Origin of the sequence: Algoriphagus vanfongensis DSM 17529 (assembly GCF_000429465.1) — a bacterium.
Lineage (GTDB): Bacteria > Bacteroidota > Bacteroidia > Cytophagales > Cyclobacteriaceae > Algoriphagus > Algoriphagus vanfongensis.
The window spans coordinates 12,009-31,706 of sequence record NZ_AUBX01000014.1 but is presented as its reverse complement, the minus strand read 5'-3'; the positions used below and the strand labels follow the sequence as shown (position 1 = coordinate 31,706).

13 protein-coding genes are annotated in these 19,698 nt (G+C 42.3%); 10 read left to right on the top strand and 3 right to left on the bottom strand.

Annotated elements, in window-relative coordinates; translation table 11 throughout:
- The first annotated feature begins 123 nt into the window (after positions 1–123).
- Complete coding sequence (locus G460_RS0111300) at positions 124–3,312, top strand: SusC/RagA family TonB-linked outer membrane protein (protein ID WP_026955450.1); 3,189 nt, start codon at positions 124–126, stop codon at positions 3,310–3,312.
- A 12-nt stretch (positions 3,313–3,324) separates the two neighbouring features.
- Positions 3,325–4,752, top strand: a complete 1,428-nt coding sequence (locus G460_RS0111295; RefSeq protein ID WP_026955449.1) for a SusD/RagB family nutrient-binding outer membrane lipoprotein — start codon at positions 3,325–3,327, stop codon at positions 4,750–4,752.
- Between the two features lie 147 nt (positions 4,753–4,899).
- On the opposite strand, the gene G460_RS0111290 is transcribed toward G460_RS0111295, so the two are convergent.
- A complete protein-coding gene (locus G460_RS0111290) occupies positions 4,900–6,339 on the bottom strand; it encodes a S1C family serine protease (RefSeq protein WP_026955448.1) in 1,440 nt (479 codons plus the stop codon).
- A 210-nt stretch (positions 6,340–6,549) separates the two neighbouring features.
- Between G460_RS0111290 and G460_RS0111280 the strand changes: the two genes are divergently transcribed.
- From G460_RS0111280 to G460_RS0111260, 5 genes are all read left to right on the top strand, one after another.
- Positions 6,550–7,716, top strand: a complete 1,167-nt coding sequence (locus tag G460_RS0111280) for a 1-deoxy-D-xylulose-5-phosphate reductoisomerase (RefSeq protein ID WP_026955446.1) — start codon at positions 6,550–6,552, stop codon at positions 7,714–7,716.
- On the top strand, positions 7,716–9,035 hold the full coding sequence (gene rseP / locus G460_RS0111275) for an RIP metalloprotease RseP (protein WP_026955445.1): 1,320 nt from the start codon (positions 7,716–7,718) through the stop codon (positions 9,033–9,035). The genes G460_RS0111280 and rseP overlap by 1 nt, the downstream gene beginning before the upstream one ends.
- A 179-nt stretch (positions 9,036–9,214) precedes the next feature.
- Positions 9,215–11,686: an endopeptidase La gene (gene lon, locus G460_RS0111270; protein ID WP_026955444.1), complete on the top strand. Its 2,472-nt coding sequence runs from the start codon at positions 9,215–9,217 to the stop codon at positions 11,684–11,686.
- An 82-nt stretch (positions 11,687–11,768) separates the two neighbouring features.
- A complete protein-coding gene (hslU, locus tag G460_RS0111265) occupies positions 11,769–13,163 on the top strand; it encodes an ATP-dependent protease ATPase subunit HslU (protein ID WP_026955443.1) in 1,395 nt (464 codons plus the stop codon).
- 107 nt (positions 13,164–13,270) lie between these two features.
- A complete protein-coding gene (locus G460_RS0111260) occupies positions 13,271–14,005 on the top strand; it encodes an SDR family NAD(P)-dependent oxidoreductase (protein ID WP_026955442.1) in 735 nt (244 codons plus the stop codon).
- On the opposite strand, the gene G460_RS0111255 is transcribed toward G460_RS0111260, so the two are convergent.
- On the bottom strand, positions 14,002–14,493 hold the full coding sequence (locus tag G460_RS0111255) for a SixA phosphatase family protein (RefSeq protein WP_026955441.1): 492 nt from the start codon (positions 14,491–14,493) through the stop codon (positions 14,002–14,004). The two genes, G460_RS0111260 and G460_RS0111255, sit on opposite strands and share 4 nt — an antisense overlap.
- An 89-nt stretch (positions 14,494–14,582) precedes the next feature.
- On the opposite strand from G460_RS0111255, the gene G460_RS0111250 reads away from it, so the two are divergent.
- Positions 14,583–14,774, top strand: coding sequence for a cold-shock protein (locus G460_RS0111250; RefSeq protein WP_026955440.1), 192 nt, complete (start codon positions 14,583–14,585; stop codon positions 14,772–14,774).
- A 54-nt stretch (positions 14,775–14,828) separates the two neighbouring features.
- Here the strand turns inward: G460_RS0111250 and G460_RS0111245 are convergent, their stop codons facing one another.
- Positions 14,829–17,378, bottom strand: a complete 2,550-nt coding sequence (locus G460_RS0111245) for a mechanosensitive ion channel family protein (protein ID WP_026955439.1) — start codon at positions 17,376–17,378, stop codon at positions 14,829–14,831.
- Between the two features lie 175 nt (positions 17,379–17,553).
- Here G460_RS0111245 and G460_RS0111240 point away from each other — a divergent pair, with 175 nt between their 5' ends.
- Positions 17,554–17,982, top strand: coding sequence for an Hsp20/alpha crystallin family protein (locus G460_RS0111240; protein ID WP_026955438.1), 429 nt, complete (start codon positions 17,554–17,556; stop codon positions 17,980–17,982).
- A 155-nt stretch (positions 17,983–18,137) separates the two neighbouring features.
- Entirely contained in the window at positions 18,138–19,637 is a 1,500-nt protein-coding gene (locus tag G460_RS0111235) for a S1C family serine protease (RefSeq protein ID WP_026955437.1), read from the top strand.
- The last annotated feature ends 61 nt before the right edge of the window (positions 19,638–19,698 follow it).

Genomic DNA, 19,698 nt, shown 5'->3' with positions numbered 1-19,698 from the left:
GGATATTAACCGATTAAATAGCGAAGCTGTCCGCTTTTGAAACTTTTTAAATAATAGGTGTCCGATTTTAGACAACAAGATTTTTGTTTTTCTCATATTCGGCTCCAAATAACAGTTAACCAAATGAAGAAAATAGTACTAGCTTTTATGCTTATGGTTGTCTTTGTTCAAGGAGCATTGGCTCAGAGCAGGACAGTAAGCGGGGTAGTGACTTCGTCCGAAGATGGGATGGGGCTACCCGGAGTAAGTGTGTTGGTCAAAGGAACGACCAACGGAACAATCACAGGAATTGATGGGGATTTTACCCTTCAGGTTCCAGATGGAAAAAATATCATTCAGTTTTCATTCGTAGGGATGGTTTCTCAGGAGATCACTTTGGGAAATGAATCTGAGATCAACGTGGTAATGGACCCGGATGTTAAGGCTCTTAACGAAGTGATCGTTACTGCATTGGGTGTTTCCAGAGATGATCGTTCTGTGGGTGCTTCTATCCAATCTGTAAAAGGGGAGGATCTGACTGCTACCAGAAACTCCAATGTCGTAGGAAACCTTGCCGGTAAAGTAGCCGGTGTGCAGGTGATCGGATCTTCCGGTGCTGCTTTGGGTGGTACACAAAACGTGCGATTGAGAGGTATCAACTCCCTAGGAGGTGGTTCTCCATTGTTTGTAGTAGATGGTACTCCTATTTCTAACACCTCGATCTCTCCAAACAATGATGCTGCTGGTCGTGACTACGGTAACTTGGCTTCTGATATCAACCCTGACGATATCGAAAGTATTTCCGTATTGAAAGGTCCTTCAGCTGCTGCATTGTACGGTAACAGAGCTGCAAACGGTGTGATCATCGTCACTACTAAAAAAGGAAACAAGAAAAAAGGACTTGGTATTGAGATCAATCAAAGCACCACATTGGAAAATGTATACGTGCTTCCTGAGTACCAAAATGAATACGCAGGTGGTTACACTCAGGATTTCTTGACTTTCGAGTACAATCCTGCTATCCACCCTGAATCTTGGGCTTCTTTTGATGGCCAGAAAATGTTGAACTATTCAGCAGATGAGTCTTGGGGGCCTAGAATGGACGGTACCTTGGTGAGACACTGGGATTCTTGGTTGGAAGGTGACCAATTCGGTGAATTGAGACCTTTGGAAGCAAATCCAGACAACGTAAGAGATTTCTTTGAAACTGGGGTGACTACTAATACAGGTGTTTCCTTTGCTGCTGGTGATGCGGGTTCCAACTTCCGTGTTTCCCTTAACAATATCAATCAGAAAGGTGTGATGCCAGGTTCTGAATTGATCAAAAACAACGTATCCTTCAATGGTACTCAAGAATTGAACGACAAGCTTTCTGTAGGTTTGAACTTCAACTTCACCGGAACTAACGCTCACGGACGTCCTGCATCAGGATATACTGGTCGTAACCCAGTGAACTCTTTCAACCAGTGGTTCCAGCGTCAGTTGGACATGGATCGTTTGAAGCAATACAGAAATCCTGACGGAACGTACAGATCTTGGAACATCAGAAGCCCAGAGAACGCAAGACCATTGTACTGGAACAACCCATACTATGAGGCTTATGAAAACGCTCCAGACGATAGCCGTGATAGAGTCTATGGTAACTTCAGCGCTACTTACAAGCTGACTGACGCTTTGAAAGTTTCTGGTTTTTTGAGAACTGACTTCTACAATCAAAAAATCGAAGAGAGAATCGCCTCTGGTGGATTGGATCTGGATTTCTATTCCATGAGCCAAAGAATCGGACGTGAGGACAACTACGAGATCCTATTCCAATACGACAAGACTTTCGGAGATATCTCCGTGACTGCGAATGCTGGTGGTAACATCAGAAAGAACAAGTATAGCTACATGTATGAAGGTACTGTAGGTGGACTTGCTGTACCAGATTTCTACAACATCGATGCTTCAGTCGATAGACCGACTACTGATACTTATAAGAGCAATAAAACAGTTCGCTCAGTATATGGTAATGTGTCTTTGGGTTATCAAAACACCATCTTCTTGGATGCGACTTTGAGAAATGACTGGTCTTCTTCTCTTCCAGAAGCAAACAATAGCTACCTGTATCCTTCCATCACTTCCAGCTTTGTATTCACTGAGCTAATGGGAGGAGGAGGAAACTTCTTGAGCTTCGGTAAATTGAGATTGAGCTACGCGCAAGTAGGCTCTGATGTAGATGCTTACGAAATCGCTCAGATTTACAGCGTATCTACTCCTTATGGTTCATACCCGAACCTACAGGTGCCAAACACCAATGCCAATCCTAACTTGAAGCCAGCTCTTTCTTCTTCTTACGAAGCTGGTTTGGACTTGAGATTCTGGAATGGTAAAGTCAACTTGGATTTTGCATACTACAGAAATGACAACAAAGATCAGATTATCAACTTGACCCTTCCAGGTTCTAGTGGATTCTCTCAAGCTTTGGTCAATGCAGGTAATATCCGTAGTGAAGGTGTGGAACTTTCCATCGGTGGTACTCCTATCCAGAAGCGTGACTTCTCTTGGGATGTTAATTTGAACTTGGCTCACAATACTTCTACTGTCGTAGAATTGGCTGCTGGCTTGAAAAACAGACAACTTCAGTCTGCATTCTGGGGTATGACTATCAACGCCAAAGTAGGTGAAGAGTGGGGTACTTTGATCGGTACAGGTTTCAAATATGCTGACAATGGATTGCCTATCATCAATGAAGATGGATCCTATGTGAAAGAGCAAAACAAAGACCTAGGTACTACGCTACCTACTGCAACTGGTGGTTTTACCAACACTTTCAGATATAAAAACTTTGACCTAACTGCTTTTGTAGACTTCCAGATTGGTGGTCAGTTCTACTCTGTGACTAGAATGTTCAACGCATACTCTGGTCTAGGTATCGAGACAGCTGGTAACAATGACAAAGGAAATCCTTTGAGAGATCCTGTAGCTGACGGTGGTGGTGTACGTGTAGACGGTGTGTTTGAAGATGGTACTGCGACTACTGTTTATGTAGATCCTTATGACCATTTCTCTGGAATGTTCGGATTGCACGAAAACTGGATCTATGATGCTACCTATGTGAAGTTGAGAGAAGTGAGACTAGGATACAATCTTCCTGCGACATTGATCGATAAAACTCCTTTCCATACTATCAACGTAGCTTTCATCGCCAAAAACTTGTGGTTGATCCACACTGAAGTAGATGGACTAGATCCAAGTGAATTCGGCTCTGGTGCCAATGGATATGCTTACTTCGAAAGTGGTCAGCTTCCAGGTGTAAGATCTCTTGGTTTCAATGTTAGACTAGGACTTTAATAGATAGGAATTATGAAAAATATAAAAAATACAGTTTTGGGTTTGGTAGCAGGTACCTTGGTACTGAGTGCCTGCTCTGATTTTGGAGATATCAACGTGGATCCAAACAGACCCTCTTCCCCTTTGACTTCCGGTCTTTTGACCGGAGCGGAGAGAAGTGTTTCAGATGTAGTGGGGAGTGCTATTGGAGTACTATACACCCAGCAGCTTTCTGAAAAACAGTACACTGAATCTTCCAGATACCAGGATATTTATTTTGACTTCAACGGGTTCTATACTGGCCCATTGATGAACCTTCAGCGTATCATTGATCTCAATACCAATGAAGCTACCAAAGGAGACGTATTGAGCTCTGGAAGTAATGAGAACCAAATCGCTGTAGCCAGAATTCTGAAGGCTTACTTCTTTGGAGTGATGACTGATAGATGGGGTGAATTGCCTTACACTGAGTCTCTTCAGGGTGAGTTGAATTATTCTCCTACTTATGATACTCAGGAGTTTATCTACACAGATCTTTTGAAAGAATTGGATGAAGCTGCTGCTCAGATCGACTTGAACACTGCTGGTGTAGAAGGAGATCTACTTTTCGATGGAGACATGGAAAAGTGGAGAAGATTTGCCAATTCCCTTCGTATGGTAATGGCGCTTCGCATCAGCGATGTAGCTCCAGATTTGGCTCAGTCCAATTTCGTGGCTGCTTACAATAGCGGTGTCTTGATGGATGATTTCACATATCCATATTTGGCAGAGGCCAACAATCAAAACCCTTGGTATGGTAGATATTTGACACGTGTGGATTATGCTATCTCTAATACCATGTATGATTACATGAATCCACTAGGTGATCCAAGATTGCCAGTGTATGCTGATCCAGCTGCCAATACCGGTGAAATCACCCCGATGCCTTACGGTGTTTCCAATACTGTGGCTGGTGAAATCACTAACGCTTCTGTATCTTATTTGGGTTCTGATACTAGAGCTCAAAATGCAGAACTCCCTATCATTACACTAGCTCAGATCCACTTCTCTCTAGCAGAAGCAGCTGTCAAAGGCTGGGTGTCTGAAAGCGCAGAAGAGCATTACCTGGCAGGTATCAAAGCTTCTTTTGAGCAATACGGAGTGTATACTGAGGCAGCATACAATGCGTATGTAGCTCAGGCTGAAGTGAAATTCTCCTCTGCAAATGCAATCGAGAAAATCGCTAACCAAAAGTGGGTAGCACTTTTCCTTCAAGGCTATGAATCATGGGCTGAGTGGAGAAGATTGGATTTCCCTACTTTGGCTCCTGCCGTAGATGCGATGAACGAAAGCAAAATGATCCCTGTAAGACAGGCATATCCTACTACCGAGAGAGATATCAATTCAGAAAACTATGACGCTGCTGTGGCTCGTCAGGGTGAAGATGGATTGGATACCAAACTTTGGTGGGACGTGAAATAATCCTGTAGGATTATCAACTAATTGAAAAGCCTTCCGAAAATCAATTCGGAAGGCTTTTTTTATTTCGGAAATTTGGACTTCAACTCTCTTGAAATAGGCTGTGAATCAAACTGATTTCAACGAAATGCGCAAAAGTGAATGGTTCTTTTACCTCACATTGTAACTCTGCATGAAAGGCTGTCCATTGGAAGCGACTCCTTCCAATAGTAATCTACCACTATAATTCTCCAGGTATTCACCTACTTTTTTCGGATCACGCGCAGGTTCTCTATTGATTTGAGTGATCACAAATCCATCTCTCAATCCCAAATCTCTCAAATAGCCGCGGCTAAGAGCTGTGATTTTGATACCATAATCGATATCTAATCTATCTTTCTCGATGGTGTTGACAGCTTCCAGACGAGCTCCAAGTAGTCTGGAGCTATAATATTCCCTTTTCAGGATTCCTGTGCTTCCCTCCAGATTTTGAAGGGTCAAAGAAGTGGATTGTTGTTGGCCTGCACGAGTGTAAGTCACTGGCATTTTTTCACCAGGATAGTAATAAGAAAGTGCTTCTTCAAAACTTCCCATTCCTGTTATCGGTTGATCTCCCAGCCTGGTGATGACATCATTGCGCTGCAATCCTCCTTGCTCTGCGGCTCCACCTTTGATGACATGCGTCACAATCACTCCATCCAGAGATCGGATGTCCATTTCTTCAGCCAATTCTGGAGTGATCTCTACTGCATCGATTCCCGGGATGGCTTTTTGGACTTCACCATATTGGATCAGATCATTGGCTACTTTCAGCGCGATATCTACGGGGACTGCAAATCCATATCCAGTGTATGACCCAGTTCGTGAAAGGATCGCGGTATTGATTCCAACTAATTCTCCAGAGACATTGACCAGCGCACCACCTGAATTTCCAGGGTTGATAGGAGCATCCGTCTGAATGAAGCTTTCCAAAGGAAAATCTCCGCCAAGGATATTGATTTGACGTTCTTTGGCCGAGACGATTCCGGCTGTGACTGTAGAGGTCAGGTTAAAAGGATTTCCAACTGCCAACACCCATTCTCCAATTTTTAGATCTCGGGAGGAGCCCTTTTTGATTGCAGGAAGATTTTCTCCTTCTATTTTGAGAACCGCGATATCGGTATTTTTATCTGTTCCTACCAATCGGGCCTGATAGGTTTGCTTTTTGTGAACGACCTCGATCGTCTCGGCACGATCAATCACATGGTTATTGGTCACAATATAGCCATCTCCAGAGATGATCACGCCAGATCCGGTGCTGACTTGCTGGGTTGGGCCATTTCCAAAAAAGTAGTCAAACATACTATACCTTCTCGGATCACTACCAGAGAAATTTTTGATGAAAACTACCGATTCGGTGCTGTTTTCCGAAGCTTCCACAAATGAGATTGGAGGATTGCTTCGCTCAGCATGTGAGGTGGAAAAATTGGCAAACTGCCCGACTTGTTCCTGTTGATTTGGTGCAACGGTAATGTCTGGCTGGACTTGGCTGGTAGTGATAGTAGTCCAGAGCGCTGCTCCGGCAATCCCAGCGGCGAAAGAGATTCCGGTTGTTTTTAGAAAATTTTTCATACCAATTGTTTTTTCAAATTGACGACCTAAATGCTGTTTGGATGGTCAAATTCACATCATTTAAGAATTTTTCATCGCAAATATTTTTCCGATCTGCAAAAACTGACGATTTGTTCAAGGAAAAGTCTCAGCATCTTGTAATTTTGTCAGCCTATGAATCAAACCTTTGCCTAGAGCCTAAGGTTTTGTTTTTTTCAATTTTACAATAGAATGACAGAAGCGAAGCGTGTAGCCATCCTGGGTAGCACCGGAAGTATTGGTACTCAAACCCTGGAGGTGATCCGTCAGCATCCGGAGACTTTCGAAGTGGAAGTGCTCACGGCTCAAAATAACAGTGAACTCCTGATCAATCAGGCATTGGAATTTCGTCCCAATGCCGTCGTCATCGGCAATGAATCCCTTTATCCTTCTGTCAAAGAAGCTTTGATTCCTCATGATATCAAGGTTTTTGCTGGACAAAAAGCACTCGCTCAAGTCGTGGAAATGGATGGGATAGATGTGGTCCTGACCGCATTGGTGGGTTATTCGGGATTGATTCCTACTGTGCATGCGATCAAAGCTGGGAAGCAAATTGCCCTGGCCAATAAGGAGACGCTTGTCGTCGCAGGAGAGATCATCACGCAGCTGGCCAAAGAATACGGGGTCAATATCTACCCGGTGGATTCAGAGCATTCTGCGATTTTCCAATGTTTGGTGGGTGAGTTTCACAATCCTATTGAAAAGATCATATTAACTGCTTCCGGAGGGCCTTTCAGAGGAAAAGATCGTGCTTATTTGGAGACAGTGACCAAAGCTCAGGCACTGAAGCATCCTAACTGGGAGATGGGAGCCAAGATCACCATTGACTCTGCTTCCTTGATGAACAAAGGCCTGGAGGTGATTGAAGCCAAATGGCTTTTTGGTCTGAAAAATGAGCAGATCGATGTAGTGGTACATCCCCAAAGCATCATTCATTCATTGGTGCAGTTTGAGGATGGATCGATCAAAGCACAACTTGGCTTGCCGGATATGCGTATTCCCATTCAGTTTGCATTGAGTTACCCACATCGATTGAAAAGTAATTTGGAGCGATTTGATTTTATCAACTACCCCAATTTGACTTTCGAACAACCAGACCTCAAGACTTTCAAAAACCTACAGTTGGCATATGACGCCCTGGCAAAAGGAGGGAACGCTCCTTGTGTGCTCAATGCCGCCAATGAGATAGCCGTCGCGGCTTTTCTCCATGAAGAAGTAGGCTTTTTGGAAATGTCCGATCTGATCGGTGAAACTCTAGAAAGGGCGTCCTTTGTGTCACATCCTACTTTGGAAGACTACGTGGCGTCTGATCAGCAGGCAAGAGAAATTACAGAGAAACTAATAAAGCGTAACGTATAATGGATACATTGATTATGGTGGGCCAATTGCTCCTAGGATTGTCGATCTTGGTGGGGCTACACGAATTGGGTCACTTATTGACTGCCAAGATGTTTGGCATGCGAGTAGAAAAGTTTTCAATTGGTTTTCCTCCAAAAATCGCAGGATTTCAATGGGGTGAGACAGAATATTCGATAGGAGCCATTCCTTTGGGTGGATTTGTGAAGATCTCCGGGATGGTGGATGAGTCCATGGATACCGAGCAGATGTCCGCTGAACCTCAGCCTTGGGAGTTTCGCTCCAAGCCAGCTTGGCAGCGTCTGATTGTGATGTTAGGAGGGATTATCGTCAATGTGATTACGGGGATTGTGATTTTCTTTTTCATGGTCTACAATAATGGCGAAACCTATTACTCTCGAGATCAAGTGATCGAAAACGGAATTGTCGCCTATGAATATGCTGAAGCCATCGGCTTGCAGACTGGAGATAAAATCCTAGACGTGAATGGCGAACCCTATAAGAGTCTGGGAGACCTCACAAGTGGCAAAGTGCTTCTGAGCGAAAATGGCTACTATACTGTCGAGCGGAATGGAGAGCAATTGAAGATTGAAATTCCGAAAGGTTTTATCAATACTTTTAATTCTGATGAATCATTTACCAAGTTTGTTTCTCTAAGATTTCCATTTGACGTAGGCGTGGTCGATGAAGGCAGCGAAGCGGAGAAAGCAGGTGTGAAGGTTGGAGATAAAATTTTGGCAGTGAATGGTCAAAAGGTCGATTATTTTCATGAAATGAGGGAAGCTTTGGAGGGCTATGAAAATAAAAACGCTGAGATTGTGATTCAGAGCCAAGGTGATGTTGATACGCTTTCTATTCTAGTGGCCGAAGATCAGAGAATTGGGATTGTAGCCAATATTTTGATAGAGCCAGTCAAAAGAAGCTTTGGAGTGGGAGAGTCCTTGGTCAAAGGTGCCGAAAAAGCCTTTGGAGTAGTGATCTTGAATGCTAGAGCCATGGGTAAAATGTTTACTGGAGAAGTCTCTGCGAGAAATGTGAGCGGTCCTATCGGCATGGCCAAGATCTACGGTGATGTGTGGGACTGGACTAAATTCTGGAGTATTACAGGATTGATATCCATGATTTTGGCCTTTATGAATTTGCTCCCTATTCCAGCTTTGGATGGTGGGCATGTGATGTTTTTGCTATATGAAATGATCTCTGGGAAAGCTCCTTCTGACAAGTTTTTGGAGAATGCCCAAAAAGTGGGAATGGCTATTTTGCTGGTTTTGATGGTCTTTGTTATCGGGAATGATATCCTAAAGATATTTATGGGAGAGTGACAACTTATTTTGTCAAAGTACTGAAGCCAGGTTGAGAGCCTGGCTTTTTTTATATCTGCCATTCTGACCCATTCCATGCATTGGCACAGGCATTGAACTTTACCGAGGAACCTTCGTAAATTGAGGGTTCCTTTTATATTTTAGCTAAAACACGACAGCTTGTCTGTCAAAATGTCTATATGAGTCTATTCGAAAATTCCCTGTTTGAAAATCTGATGGTTGGTGAGTATGCTGGAGAAGGAGATCTGATCCAGTTGATCACAGATGAGGAGGACGAGCAGCAGGGGAAAGAAGCTTTTGGTGAAGAAATTCCGATTTTATCCGTCAGAAACACGGTGTTGTTTCCAGGGGTAGTAATCCCAATCACGGTAGGTCGGCAGCGCTCCATCAAATTGGTGAAAAAAGCCCAGAAGGGTGATAAGATGATCGGCGTCTGCGCCCAGATCAATCCCAATACCGATGATCCAGGATGGGAGGACATCTATCAAGTCGGGACCTTGGCCAAAATCATTAAAATGATCGTCTTGCCAGATGGTAATACGACGATAATCATTCAAGGGAAAAAGAGGTTTGCCGTGCGCGAGCAGGTGACTGACGATCCATATTTCATTGCCAAGGTGGATTATTTGGAAGAGAACTTCCCGAAAAGCTCCAAGAAGATTACTGCTTTGGAAGAATCTCTCAAGGAAGCGGCTACCCGAATCATGCATTTGAATCCTGAGATTCCTCGAGAGGCTCAGGTTGCTCTGGATAATATTGATAACACTCCTTTCCTTACCCATTTTCTTTCTTCGAATATCAATGCATCCGTAGAGGCGAAGCAAAAACTATTGGAAATTAACGATGGTGTGGAGCGTGCTACCTTGCTCTTGGAATTGATGATGAAGGATATCCAGATGCTGGAATTGAAGTCTGAGATTCAGAAGAAGGTGCATACTGATATCGACCAGCAGCAGCGGGATTATTTCCTCCGTCAGCAGATGAAAGTCCTACAGACTGAGCTGGGAGAGGAAGGTCCAGAGAAAGAAGTAGAAGATCTTAGAGCACGTGGAGCCAAGAAAAATTGGCCTGCTGAAGTAGCCAAACATTTCGATAAGGAATTAGATAAAATATTGAGAATCAATCCTTCGGCGGCTGAGTATCCTATTGCGCTCAACTATGCTGAGACGATGGTCGAGTTGCCGTGGAATGAACTGACCCAGGATAATTTTGATCTCAAGAATGCCAAGAAAATATTGGATTCGGATCACTTTGGGCTGGAAAAAGTCAAAGAAAGAATCATCGAATACTTGGCAGTGCTCAAGCTTAAAAATGATCTGAAAGGACCAATTCTATGTCTCTATGGCCCTCCAGGAGTAGGGAAGACTTCCTTGGGGAAATCTATCGCGGCTGCGTTGGGGAGGAAATACATTCGGATGTCCTTAGGGGGATTGCACGATGAAGCTGAGATCAGGGGCCATCGAAAAACCTATGTAGGAGCCATGCCCGGTAAGATCATTCAGAATATGAAGAAGGTCAAGATCTCCAATCCGGTATTTGTTCTGGATGAGATTGATAAACTTTCTTCTGATTTCAGAGGTGATCCTAGTTCCGCCTTTTTGGAAGTGTTGGATCCAGAGCAAAACTTTGCTTTTCTGGACAACTATCTTGAAGTGGACTACGATCTGAGCAAGGTGCTATTTATTGCTACAGCCAACTCATTGGATACAATCCAGCCAGCTCTTAGAGATAGGATGGAGATCATTGAAGTCACTGGCTATACCCAAGAGGAAAAAGTAGAAATCGCCAAAAGACATCTAGTGCCAAAGCAGCGAAAAGAGCATGGTCTCAAAGCTACCCAAGTACGGTTTGACAAGGCATCTTTGATCAAGCTCATTGAAGATTATACTCGTGAGTCTGGTGTTAGAAATCTTGAAAGAGCTATCGGGAAGGTCATCCGGAATGTCGCCAAATCTATAGCGATGGAGGAGGAATACGATTCGAAAATCACTCCAAATGCGGTACGGAAGATTTTGGGTTCGGAGATTTTTGACAAGGAGTCTTATCAGGACAATTCTGTAGCAGGAGTCGTCACGGGGCTCGCTTGGACCAGTGTCGGTGGTGAAATTTTATTTATTGAATCCAGCCTAAGTCGAGGGAAAGGGAAATTGACCCTGTCAGGACAGCTGGGAGATGTGATGAAAGAATCCGCCATGACGGCACTTTCTTACTTGAAGTCCAAAGCCGAAATTTTAGGAATTGATCACCGGGTCTTTGACCAGTATGATTTGCATATCCATATTCCTGCGGGTGCAGTACCTAAAGATGGGCCTTCGGCTGGTATCACGATGCTGACTGCTATGGCTTCTGTCTATACCCAAAGGAAAATTAAATCAAAAATTGCGATGACTGGAGAGATCAGCCTGATCGGTAAAGTCATGCCTGTGGGTGGTATCAAAGAAAAGATTTTGGCAGCAAAAAGGGCTGGTATCAAAGAAATCATATTGTGCAAAAAGAACATTAGAGATATTGAAGAGATCGACGAGCAGTACATCAAAGGAGTTGAATTTCACTTTGTAGATCGAGTGGAAGAGGTCTTGGATATTGCTCTTCTGAAAAACAAGGTCGACAAGCCTCTTCAGTTTACATTCCATGCCGAAAATGGAAAATAAAAATAGATAAAGGAGTCACCAGGCTCCTTTTCTGTCTTTTACTCAAGACAGAGCAAAACTAAACCACAACAAAAAACATACTATGGAATCAGCATTTTCATTGACTCCAAAACAAATCGTAGCGGAGCTGGATAAATATATCATTGGGCAAAAAGACGCCAAAAAGAACGTGGCGATCGCCTTACGGAATAGAGTGCGTAGGATGATGGTCAAATCCGATATTCAGAAAGACATTGTGCCAAACAATATTCTGATGATCGGGTCTACCGGTGTGGGTAAAACCGAGATTGCTCGGAGATTGGCCAAAGTAGCGCAGGCTCCTTTTACTAAAGTGGAGGCTTCCAAGTTTACGGAAGTAGGGTATGTGGGCAGAGATGTGGAGAGCATGGTGAGAGATTTGGTGGAGCAGGCAGTTCATTTGGTGCGAGAAGTGAAAAATGAGGGCGTAAAAGCCAAAGCTGCAGAGGCTGTGGAGGAAATCATTTTAGATATTTTGATTCCCCCAGTCAAAGGAGCTGGTTTTAGACAAAATACTGTACCTGCAGGAGAGGTCGAAGAGCCAGAATCCGATACCGAATTGAATGAAAGAACTCGAGAGAGATTCAGGGAAAAACTCAGGAATGGCGATCTAGATGATAGAAAAGTCGAGATCAATGTCAAAGCATCTTCTTCTGTGGGAGTGGGGATGATTGGAAACGGAATGCTAGATGATGCCAGCATGGCGGGGCTTCAGGATATGATATCTGGTATGATGCCCAAAAAGACTAAAAAGCGAAAGCTGTCTATAGCAGAAGCCAGAAAGGTTTTGTTGGAAGAAGAGGTATCCAAATTGATTGATTTTGATGAAGTCAAGGAGGAGGCGATCAAACTGGCGGAAAACAATGGAATTATTTTCATTGATGAAATTGATAAAATAGCGTCCAAATCCGGGAAAAATGGAGGTGGTCCAGACGTAAGTCGTGAAGGAGTTCAGCGGGACTTGCTACCTATCGTGGAGGGTTCTTCTGTCAATACTAAATACGGTGTGATCAATACGGACCATATCCTATTTATCGCAGCGGGTGCTTTTCATGTGAGTAAACCATCTGATTTGATTCCCGAATTGCAGGGGAGATTTCCGATTCGGGTAGAACTGAATAGCCTGACTCAGGAGGATTTTTCTCGAATTTTGCGAGAGCCAAAGAATGCACTGACCAAGCAATATCAAGCTTTGTTTGAAGCGGAGCAGGTGTTTTTGGAATTCAACGATGAAGCGATCGAAGAAATCGCCAGATTGGCTTTTCTCATCAATCAGGAAGTGGAAAATATCGGAGCTAGGAGACTGCACACAGTCATGTCTCACTTGCTTAATGATTTTCTATTTGAAGTTCCAGATACGATTGAGCCGAATTCCCAGATCATGGTGACCAAAGAAATGGTCCAAGACCGACTCAGTACCCTTGTCAAAAACAGGGATTTGTCCCAATACATCCTCTAACTATTTCAGGGAAAGAAGCATATTCTTTCCCTTTTTTTGACTTTCAAAAAAGAGAAAACCTATTTTGAAGAATTGTGTTTTATATTTGACGATCACCCTACCTAACCATGTCTAAAACACTGTTGATCCTCACTGGCCATAGCAAAGGCCTCGGGAAAGCGATTCTTGACCATTTTCTGGCCAAAGAAGATGTAGAAATTTTGGCTGTTTCCCGTACAAAAATTGATCTCGAACATCCAAGGTTGACCCAGCTGTCCATCGATCTCTCAGAGCTGGAAGAAGTGCAATCCGAGCTTGAAAACTTATTTCCTATCGGGAATTTCAATAAACTTATCCTCATCAACAATGCCGGTTGGATAGGCCAAATCAAAGCAATAGGTAGCCTGCATCCGGCTGAGCTACGCACCCAGGTCAACCTGAATTTGCTTGCTCCGATGTTTCTGACCAACTCCTTTATCAAATCCTATAAATTTCAGGATGCTCAAAAAACCTTGATTAATATCAGTTCGGGAGCAGCCTATAGAGCAGTATCCGGCTGGGGAGGGTATTGCAGTACCAAGGCGGCTTTGGCGATGTTTACACTAGTAGCAGCAAAGGAGAATCAGAATGAAAATTTCCGATTTTATAGCTTAGCTCCGGGGATTGTGGATACAGAGATGCAGCAGGAGATCAGAGAAGCGCAGGAATCGGATTTTCCGGAAATCGAAAAATTCAAGGATTTCAAGGAAAATGGAGAGTTGACTTCTCCGAGTCTTGTAGCTCAAAAGATTGACTATTTGATCAGTCGACCAGATGAGTTTACAGAAGTCATACAAGATGTGCGAAAAATCGAATTGCCTTAATTTCCCTTTTTAGGATAGTCATAAAAATCAAAGACAATGTTGTCTGGAAGGAATTCATTCCATTCTTTACAATCAGATTTAAAACATACTATTCCGGCAGTCGGTAGATTGTCTAATACATAGCCTAGCTTGTTTACTAAGTCAGTGATTCCGGGGTTGTGACACACTATATAGAGTGTCGTATAATCATTCTTTTGCTCATGAATGTAATGCATTATGGTAGATGCAGAAGAATGATATAGTCCCTTCTCAAACTGGATATCTTGAATAGGATATCCGATTTCTTTCGCTATTAGTTCAGCAGTTTGCTTTGCCCTGAGGGCAGTAGAGGATAAAATCAAGTCTGGATACACGTCTAATTTTCGCAGTTTTCGCCCCATTTTTGGGGCTGCATCAAGACCTCTTTGAGCCAGTGGTCTATCATGATCTTCCAACCAAGGGTTGTCCCAAGCTGATTTTGCATGACGTATCAAAATATTTTTTTTCATTTCGCTAAAATAAAAAATTATTATTTTGTTTTTGTTGGTTGAATATTTACTTTTAGTGCACTTTCAATTACAATTTATTACAACAAATTATGTTTACCGGAACAATTAAATTTTACAACGAGGCCAAAGGATTCGGATTTATCGTGGATGATGAATCACAAAGTGATGTATTCGTTCATGCCACTGGATTGGTGGACAAAGTTGCCCAAAACGACAAAGTGACGTATGATGTCAAAGATGGCAAAAAAGGTCCTAACGCCATTAATGTCAAAAAAGCATAGTCTTTTTGATTTTTTAAAAAGTCCTCTGTGCCACAGAGGACTTTTTTATTTTTCTTAGCTCTCCTCGTTGTTTTCCGGATTATTTATTTCCTGTTTAGAGGAAGGTTTATTTTCCCATGACTCTGGAACTGACTTGAGATAAAAGTCTCTTTTTGGATAGGGGATTTCTATATTGTTTTCTGCAAAAGCCTCAAAAATTGCAGACATCACATCGGCGCGCTTATCTATCCAGATGTCCATGCTTTCTACCCAAAACAAAAGACGGAAATCGACTGAGCTGTCCCCAAAGTTTTGCATCAATACCTTAGGCTTGGGGGTTTTGAGTATTTGATCTCTAGTCAAGACATTCTCCAGAATTTCTTTGACAGTTTTCATATTGGAATCATAGCCGACCCCGATGATGAGTTCTATCCGTCTCTTTCTATCTGAGAGCGTCCAATTGATGAGAGATTGAGAAAGCAGGTCCCCATTGGGTACAACTATCTCAGATCCGTCGTAGGCTTGAATTTTACTGGCTCGAATACCAACATCTTTTACGGTGCCCGCATTTTGTCCTACTTCGATTTCATCTCCGATTTGTATAGGCCTTTCAAAAGCCAAGATGATTCCAGACACTAGGTTATTGATGATGGTCTGAAGTCCAAAGCCAATCCCAACGGACAAAGCGCCCAGTACCAGGGTGATTTTATCCAAAGGTATTTTAGCCGCTGCAGCAGCGATGATAAAGCCAAAAGTGAAAATGGCAAGTCGAATCAGAAGGATTGAACTACCTAGTCTATTTTTTCTGTCAGTTGCATTCTTTTGATCTTGTGCTGAAAAGAAATAAGCGATGTTATTAGCCAAAAAAGAAGAGACCACGAGAATACCAATGAATAATGCGATAGTTCCAAAAGTAAAATCAGTTTCTCCTAAAATCCTAGGTTTAGATAAAAAACCGGATACTACATTAAAAATAGGGTCAAAATAGCCGGAATAAAAAAGTATGCCATATGCCCAGATTGAAAATCCGATAAGTTTTAAAAAGCCGCTTAATCGGTATTCTAATTCCTTAAAGTCAAAAAAGGAAGTGATAGTATTTGCATTTTTTTTGGATTCCATCCAGAGATAGACCGCTTCCAAAACCACCATGGTGAAAACATAAAGGCCGATACCTCTATAAAAGCTGGAAATTCCGACGATAGTAAATATTTTGGAGAGGTTGTACCTGCCTAGAATATTCATTATTGCGGAAAAGACTTCAATCAATATTAAAAATTGGGCAAGAAATATCACCAATTTCACTCCAGCATAATGCTCTTTTTTACTATGCTGGTAAATCAAATAGCCAAATAGGATGGATAAAATATTGCATAAAAGCAGAATATAACGCTCATCATAGTACGGGTCCCAGTTGAGTCCAAGTGTAGGACTGAGCAAATTGAGTGCGAAAAACCAAACCCATAATTTGTAGAATTTCTCCGGAAAATGCTCCTTGATGAGCGGAGTCGCTATCAAGGTGAAAATAAATGATAAGACTGAGGATAGGGCTAGAGGTGGGTTGTGAAAGAATAAAAAACCAATAGGAAGAAGGGAGACTAAACAGGATGAAAGCAAATGTTTATTAAAGTAGTTGCTGCGAGCCAAAATAGCTACGTTGTGTTCTTTCTCTTTTTTGATAGATGATAATACTGAACGGATCATCCACATAAAAATCCCAGCGACCAATATGATTAGAAGGAGAGAAGTGATACTTCGCTCTAAAAAAATTACGCTGATAGTGGTATTTGTGAGGACGGACTTTTTTAAAATATCCAAGAAAGAATTAGTACTATCGTAGCTTCTTTTTTCCCAGATAAAATTGATCTCCTTATTCCAAGATTTTCGCGAAACTTCCCGTTTCTTTTGACTGAAAAACTGCTCTAACGTGATGAATCTAGAATTGAGATCAGAAATAGTCGCCTGAATTCTAGTGAGCTGAATTTCCTGTTCGAAAATTGTATTTTCTAATTCGACTATTGAATACGTAAGCCTGTTAAGTTCTTGATCCAGTTCGGGAACAATATATTTATCGTCATCATCAAGCCGCAAAACAGAGTCAGCCTTAATTTCCGCAATAATAACATTAGCCTCATTGATACTCTCAATTCTGTCAGTCAGAATTCCTTCATACTTGGTGGTTTCCTCGTGGAAAGTTTCTAGGAGATTGACCATTCCAGTCAAGAATCTAGAATTTACCGCTTGCGTAGTATCTTTTGAAATAGCCTCCATCGCTGTCAGGTAAGCTTTGAGGTCTGGCATGTTTCCCACCATTTCCAGTGTGTCAAGGGGCTTGTTGAGGTCTATTCGAATCTTGCTGAGATCGATTGAGTATTTCTTGGTTCGTGAAATCAACAAGGAAAGGATTTGTCCAAGTCGTGCATTTCTTCGGCTGATTTCATTGGACTCCTCTTCTGAAATGACAGGTGTTGGAGGGATAGAGTCTTTCAGGTTTAATAGCGAGTCTAGCCTTTCGGATTGTGAGTTTTGAAGCAAGGAGTCTCTCTCCAGCACGTTTTGAGCTAAGGATAGATTGGAAAAAACTAATCCAAACAGGCAAAAAAATAAGGCTACTAGATATTTTGGCATTGATTCAAAATTTCACTCAATATAGGAAAATTCGAGAAGGCTGTAAAAAGTCTAAGGCCTGACTAAATGGCTTGTTTTTTATAGGTTTTTCTTTAAATCAAGACAAAATGGCTTGAAAATAGGGTTGGTATAAGTTTTTCTGTAAGGGATGTACATTACTAAAACCAACAAAATCATGAGACTAGAAAAGTATAACCAACTCGATCCTTTGTTCCCATCTTCATTTACAGGTGTATTGGACAAACTGTTCAATGAATCTTTCAAGACATCCAACAGACATTTTAATCCAGCGGTGGATATTGCAGAGGATGATAAAAACTTTGAAATCCAAGTGGCAATTCCAGGAATGAATAAGTCAGATTTCAAGGTTGACTTTACGGATGGAAGATTGACCATCTCAGGTGAACGAAAAATCGAAGAGAAAAAAGACGGTAAAAATTATCACAGTATTGAGACCCAATATGGATCTTTTAGCCGATCATTCTTTGTGCCGGATACGGTGCTAAGTGAGCAGATTGAAGCAGCTTATGAAAACGGCGTGTTAAAAATCACCCTGCCCAAGGCTGAAAAGAAAGTGATCAAGGCAGCGATTGAAGTAAAATAATCTAAGAGCGGGAAACCCCGCTCTTTTATTTTGGTTAAATTGTAAACAGACGTGAATTGCGGTTAATACTTGTTAATTTGAGTGATTGCATGCACCTATTTTGCTGAAATTCGTGTCTTAGTACTAGCAATAAATCTTATTAAAAATCAATTATTATGAGCAAAAAACAATTCTTTCTTGGAATGCTCTTGGCTTCACTGATCGGAGGCATGGTTGCCTTGGCAGGAGTGAGTTTTTTGGTACAGCCACAAGAAGCCGGTTCATTCGACGAAAAGCAAAAGACAAGTTTCGTCAACCTCCTGTCTGGAGATGAGTTTACAGTGCCTGATGGGATCAATTTTGTGGCTTCCGCTAATGTCGTCACCCCGGCAGTAGTCCACGTCAAGAGTACTATTTCTTACAATTCAAGGTCTCAACGTGATCCGATTCAGGAGTGGTTTGGGATACCTCCAAGAGGAGGTGATAGCGGTGGAGGGACGCAGGCTCCGGTCAGCTCTGGCTCTGGCGTTATCATTTCGTCTGACGGCTACATAGTGACAAACAACCATGTGGTCGAAGGTGCTACCCAAGTGGATATTTCATTGGAAAACAACAAAAGGTATGTAGCCAAAATAATCGGTACAGACCCTACTACTGATTTGGCTTTGTTGAAGATCGAAGATAAGGGTCTTCCTTTTGTCAAATTTGGTGATTCTGACAATACAAAAATCGGTGAATGGGTGCTTGCAGTGGGTAATCCATTCAATCTGAATTCTACAGTCACTGCCGGGATTATCTCTGCGAAAGCAAGAAATATCGGCATCCTCAGAGGGGTAGAAAACAACCTCCAAATCGAATCTTTTCTTCAGACAGACGCCGTAGTCAACCCAGGTAACTCCGGTGGTGCTTTGGTCAATCTAGCTGGTGAGCTGATCGGGATCAATACGGCGATTGCTTCCAATACGGGGACATTTGCTGGGTATTCATTTGCTGTGCCAAGTACATTGGTCAAAAAAGTAATGGATGACTTGATGAAATATGGAGCGGTGCAGAGAGGTCTATTGGGCGTTTCTATTCAGGATGTTTCTCCAGAGTTGGCGCAAAGTCTCAATACTGAATTCCCCGTAGAACAAGGAGTTTATATTGGCTCTGTCAATGCGAATAGCGGGGGAGAAGAAGCAGGTCTCCAAGCAGGTGATATCATTGTAGGGATAGATGGAAGAGATATTACCAGCGTAGCAGTGCTGCAGGAAATGGTAGCGCGAAAAAGACCTGGTGATCAAGTAGAAGTCAAATATCTGCGAGATGGTAAGTCTATGGAGACCAAAGCTACTCTGAAGAATTTCTCAGGTGATACGGAAATTGTGAAGAAGGTGATTCCTAAAACCTTTGAATTTGAAGGAGTGATTTTCGAAGATGTGACCGATGAACAAAAAGAACGATTGGATATTTCTGGAGGTGCTTTGATCAATACAGTCGCTACTCCTAAATGGAAAAGATCTGGCGCAAGACCTGGATTTATCATCACTTCTATCATGGCCGAAAACGGTAGGTTCCGAGTAAGCGACGCTGAAAACATTCTGGAGATCCTCGATGAATTGAAAGGTGAAGAGATTGTAGTTCTCGGCATGTTCAATGATGGAACTGAATATTATTTTGAAGTAGATTTGGATTAAAATCCAGCTCTTTCAGACCAAAAAAAGCCCGTCAATTCAAAATTGACGGGCTTTTCGTTTT

What these genes read in the sequence shown, in the direction of transcription:
- rseP (WP_026955445.1), top strand. Translation starts at nt 7,716, where the DNA reads ATGGATACATTGATTATGGTGGGCCAATTGCTCCTAGGATTGTCGATC.
- G460_RS0111300 (WP_026955450.1), top strand. Translation starts at nt 124, where the DNA reads ATGAAGAAAATAGTACTAGCTTTTATGCTTATGGTTGTCTTTGTTCAA.
- G460_RS0111240 (WP_026955438.1), top strand. Translation starts at nt 17,554, where the DNA reads ATGAGACTAGAAAAGTATAACCAACTCGATCCTTTGTTCCCATCTTCA.
- G460_RS0111295 (WP_026955449.1), top strand. Translation starts at nt 3,325, where the DNA reads ATGAAAAATATAAAAAATACAGTTTTGGGTTTGGTAGCAGGTACCTTG.
- lon (WP_026955444.1), top strand. Translation starts at nt 9,215, where the DNA reads ATGAGTCTATTCGAAAATTCCCTGTTTGAAAATCTGATGGTTGGTGAG.
- hslU (WP_026955443.1), top strand. Translation starts at nt 11,769, where the DNA reads ATGGAATCAGCATTTTCATTGACTCCAAAACAAATCGTAGCGGAGCTG.
- G460_RS0111290 (WP_026955448.1), bottom strand. Translation starts at nt 6,339, where the DNA reads ATGAAAAATTTTCTAAAAACAACCGGAATCTCTTTCGCCGCTGGGATT.
- G460_RS0111255 (WP_026955441.1), bottom strand. Translation starts at nt 14,493, where the DNA reads ATGAAAAAAAATATTTTGATACGTCATGCAAAATCAGCTTGGGACAAC.
- G460_RS0111280 (WP_026955446.1), top strand. Translation starts at nt 6,550, where the DNA reads ATGACAGAAGCGAAGCGTGTAGCCATCCTGGGTAGCACCGGAAGTATT.
- G460_RS0111235 (WP_026955437.1), top strand. Translation starts at nt 18,138, where the DNA reads ATGAGCAAAAAACAATTCTTTCTTGGAATGCTCTTGGCTTCACTGATC.
- G460_RS0111250 (WP_026955440.1), top strand. Translation starts at nt 14,583, where the DNA reads ATGTTTACCGGAACAATTAAATTTTACAACGAGGCCAAAGGATTCGGA.
- G460_RS0111260 (WP_026955442.1), top strand. Translation starts at nt 13,271, where the DNA reads ATGTCTAAAACACTGTTGATCCTCACTGGCCATAGCAAAGGCCTCGGG.
- G460_RS0111245 (WP_026955439.1), bottom strand. Translation starts at nt 17,378, where the DNA reads ATGCCAAAATATCTAGTAGCCTTATTTTTTTGCCTGTTTGGATTAGTT.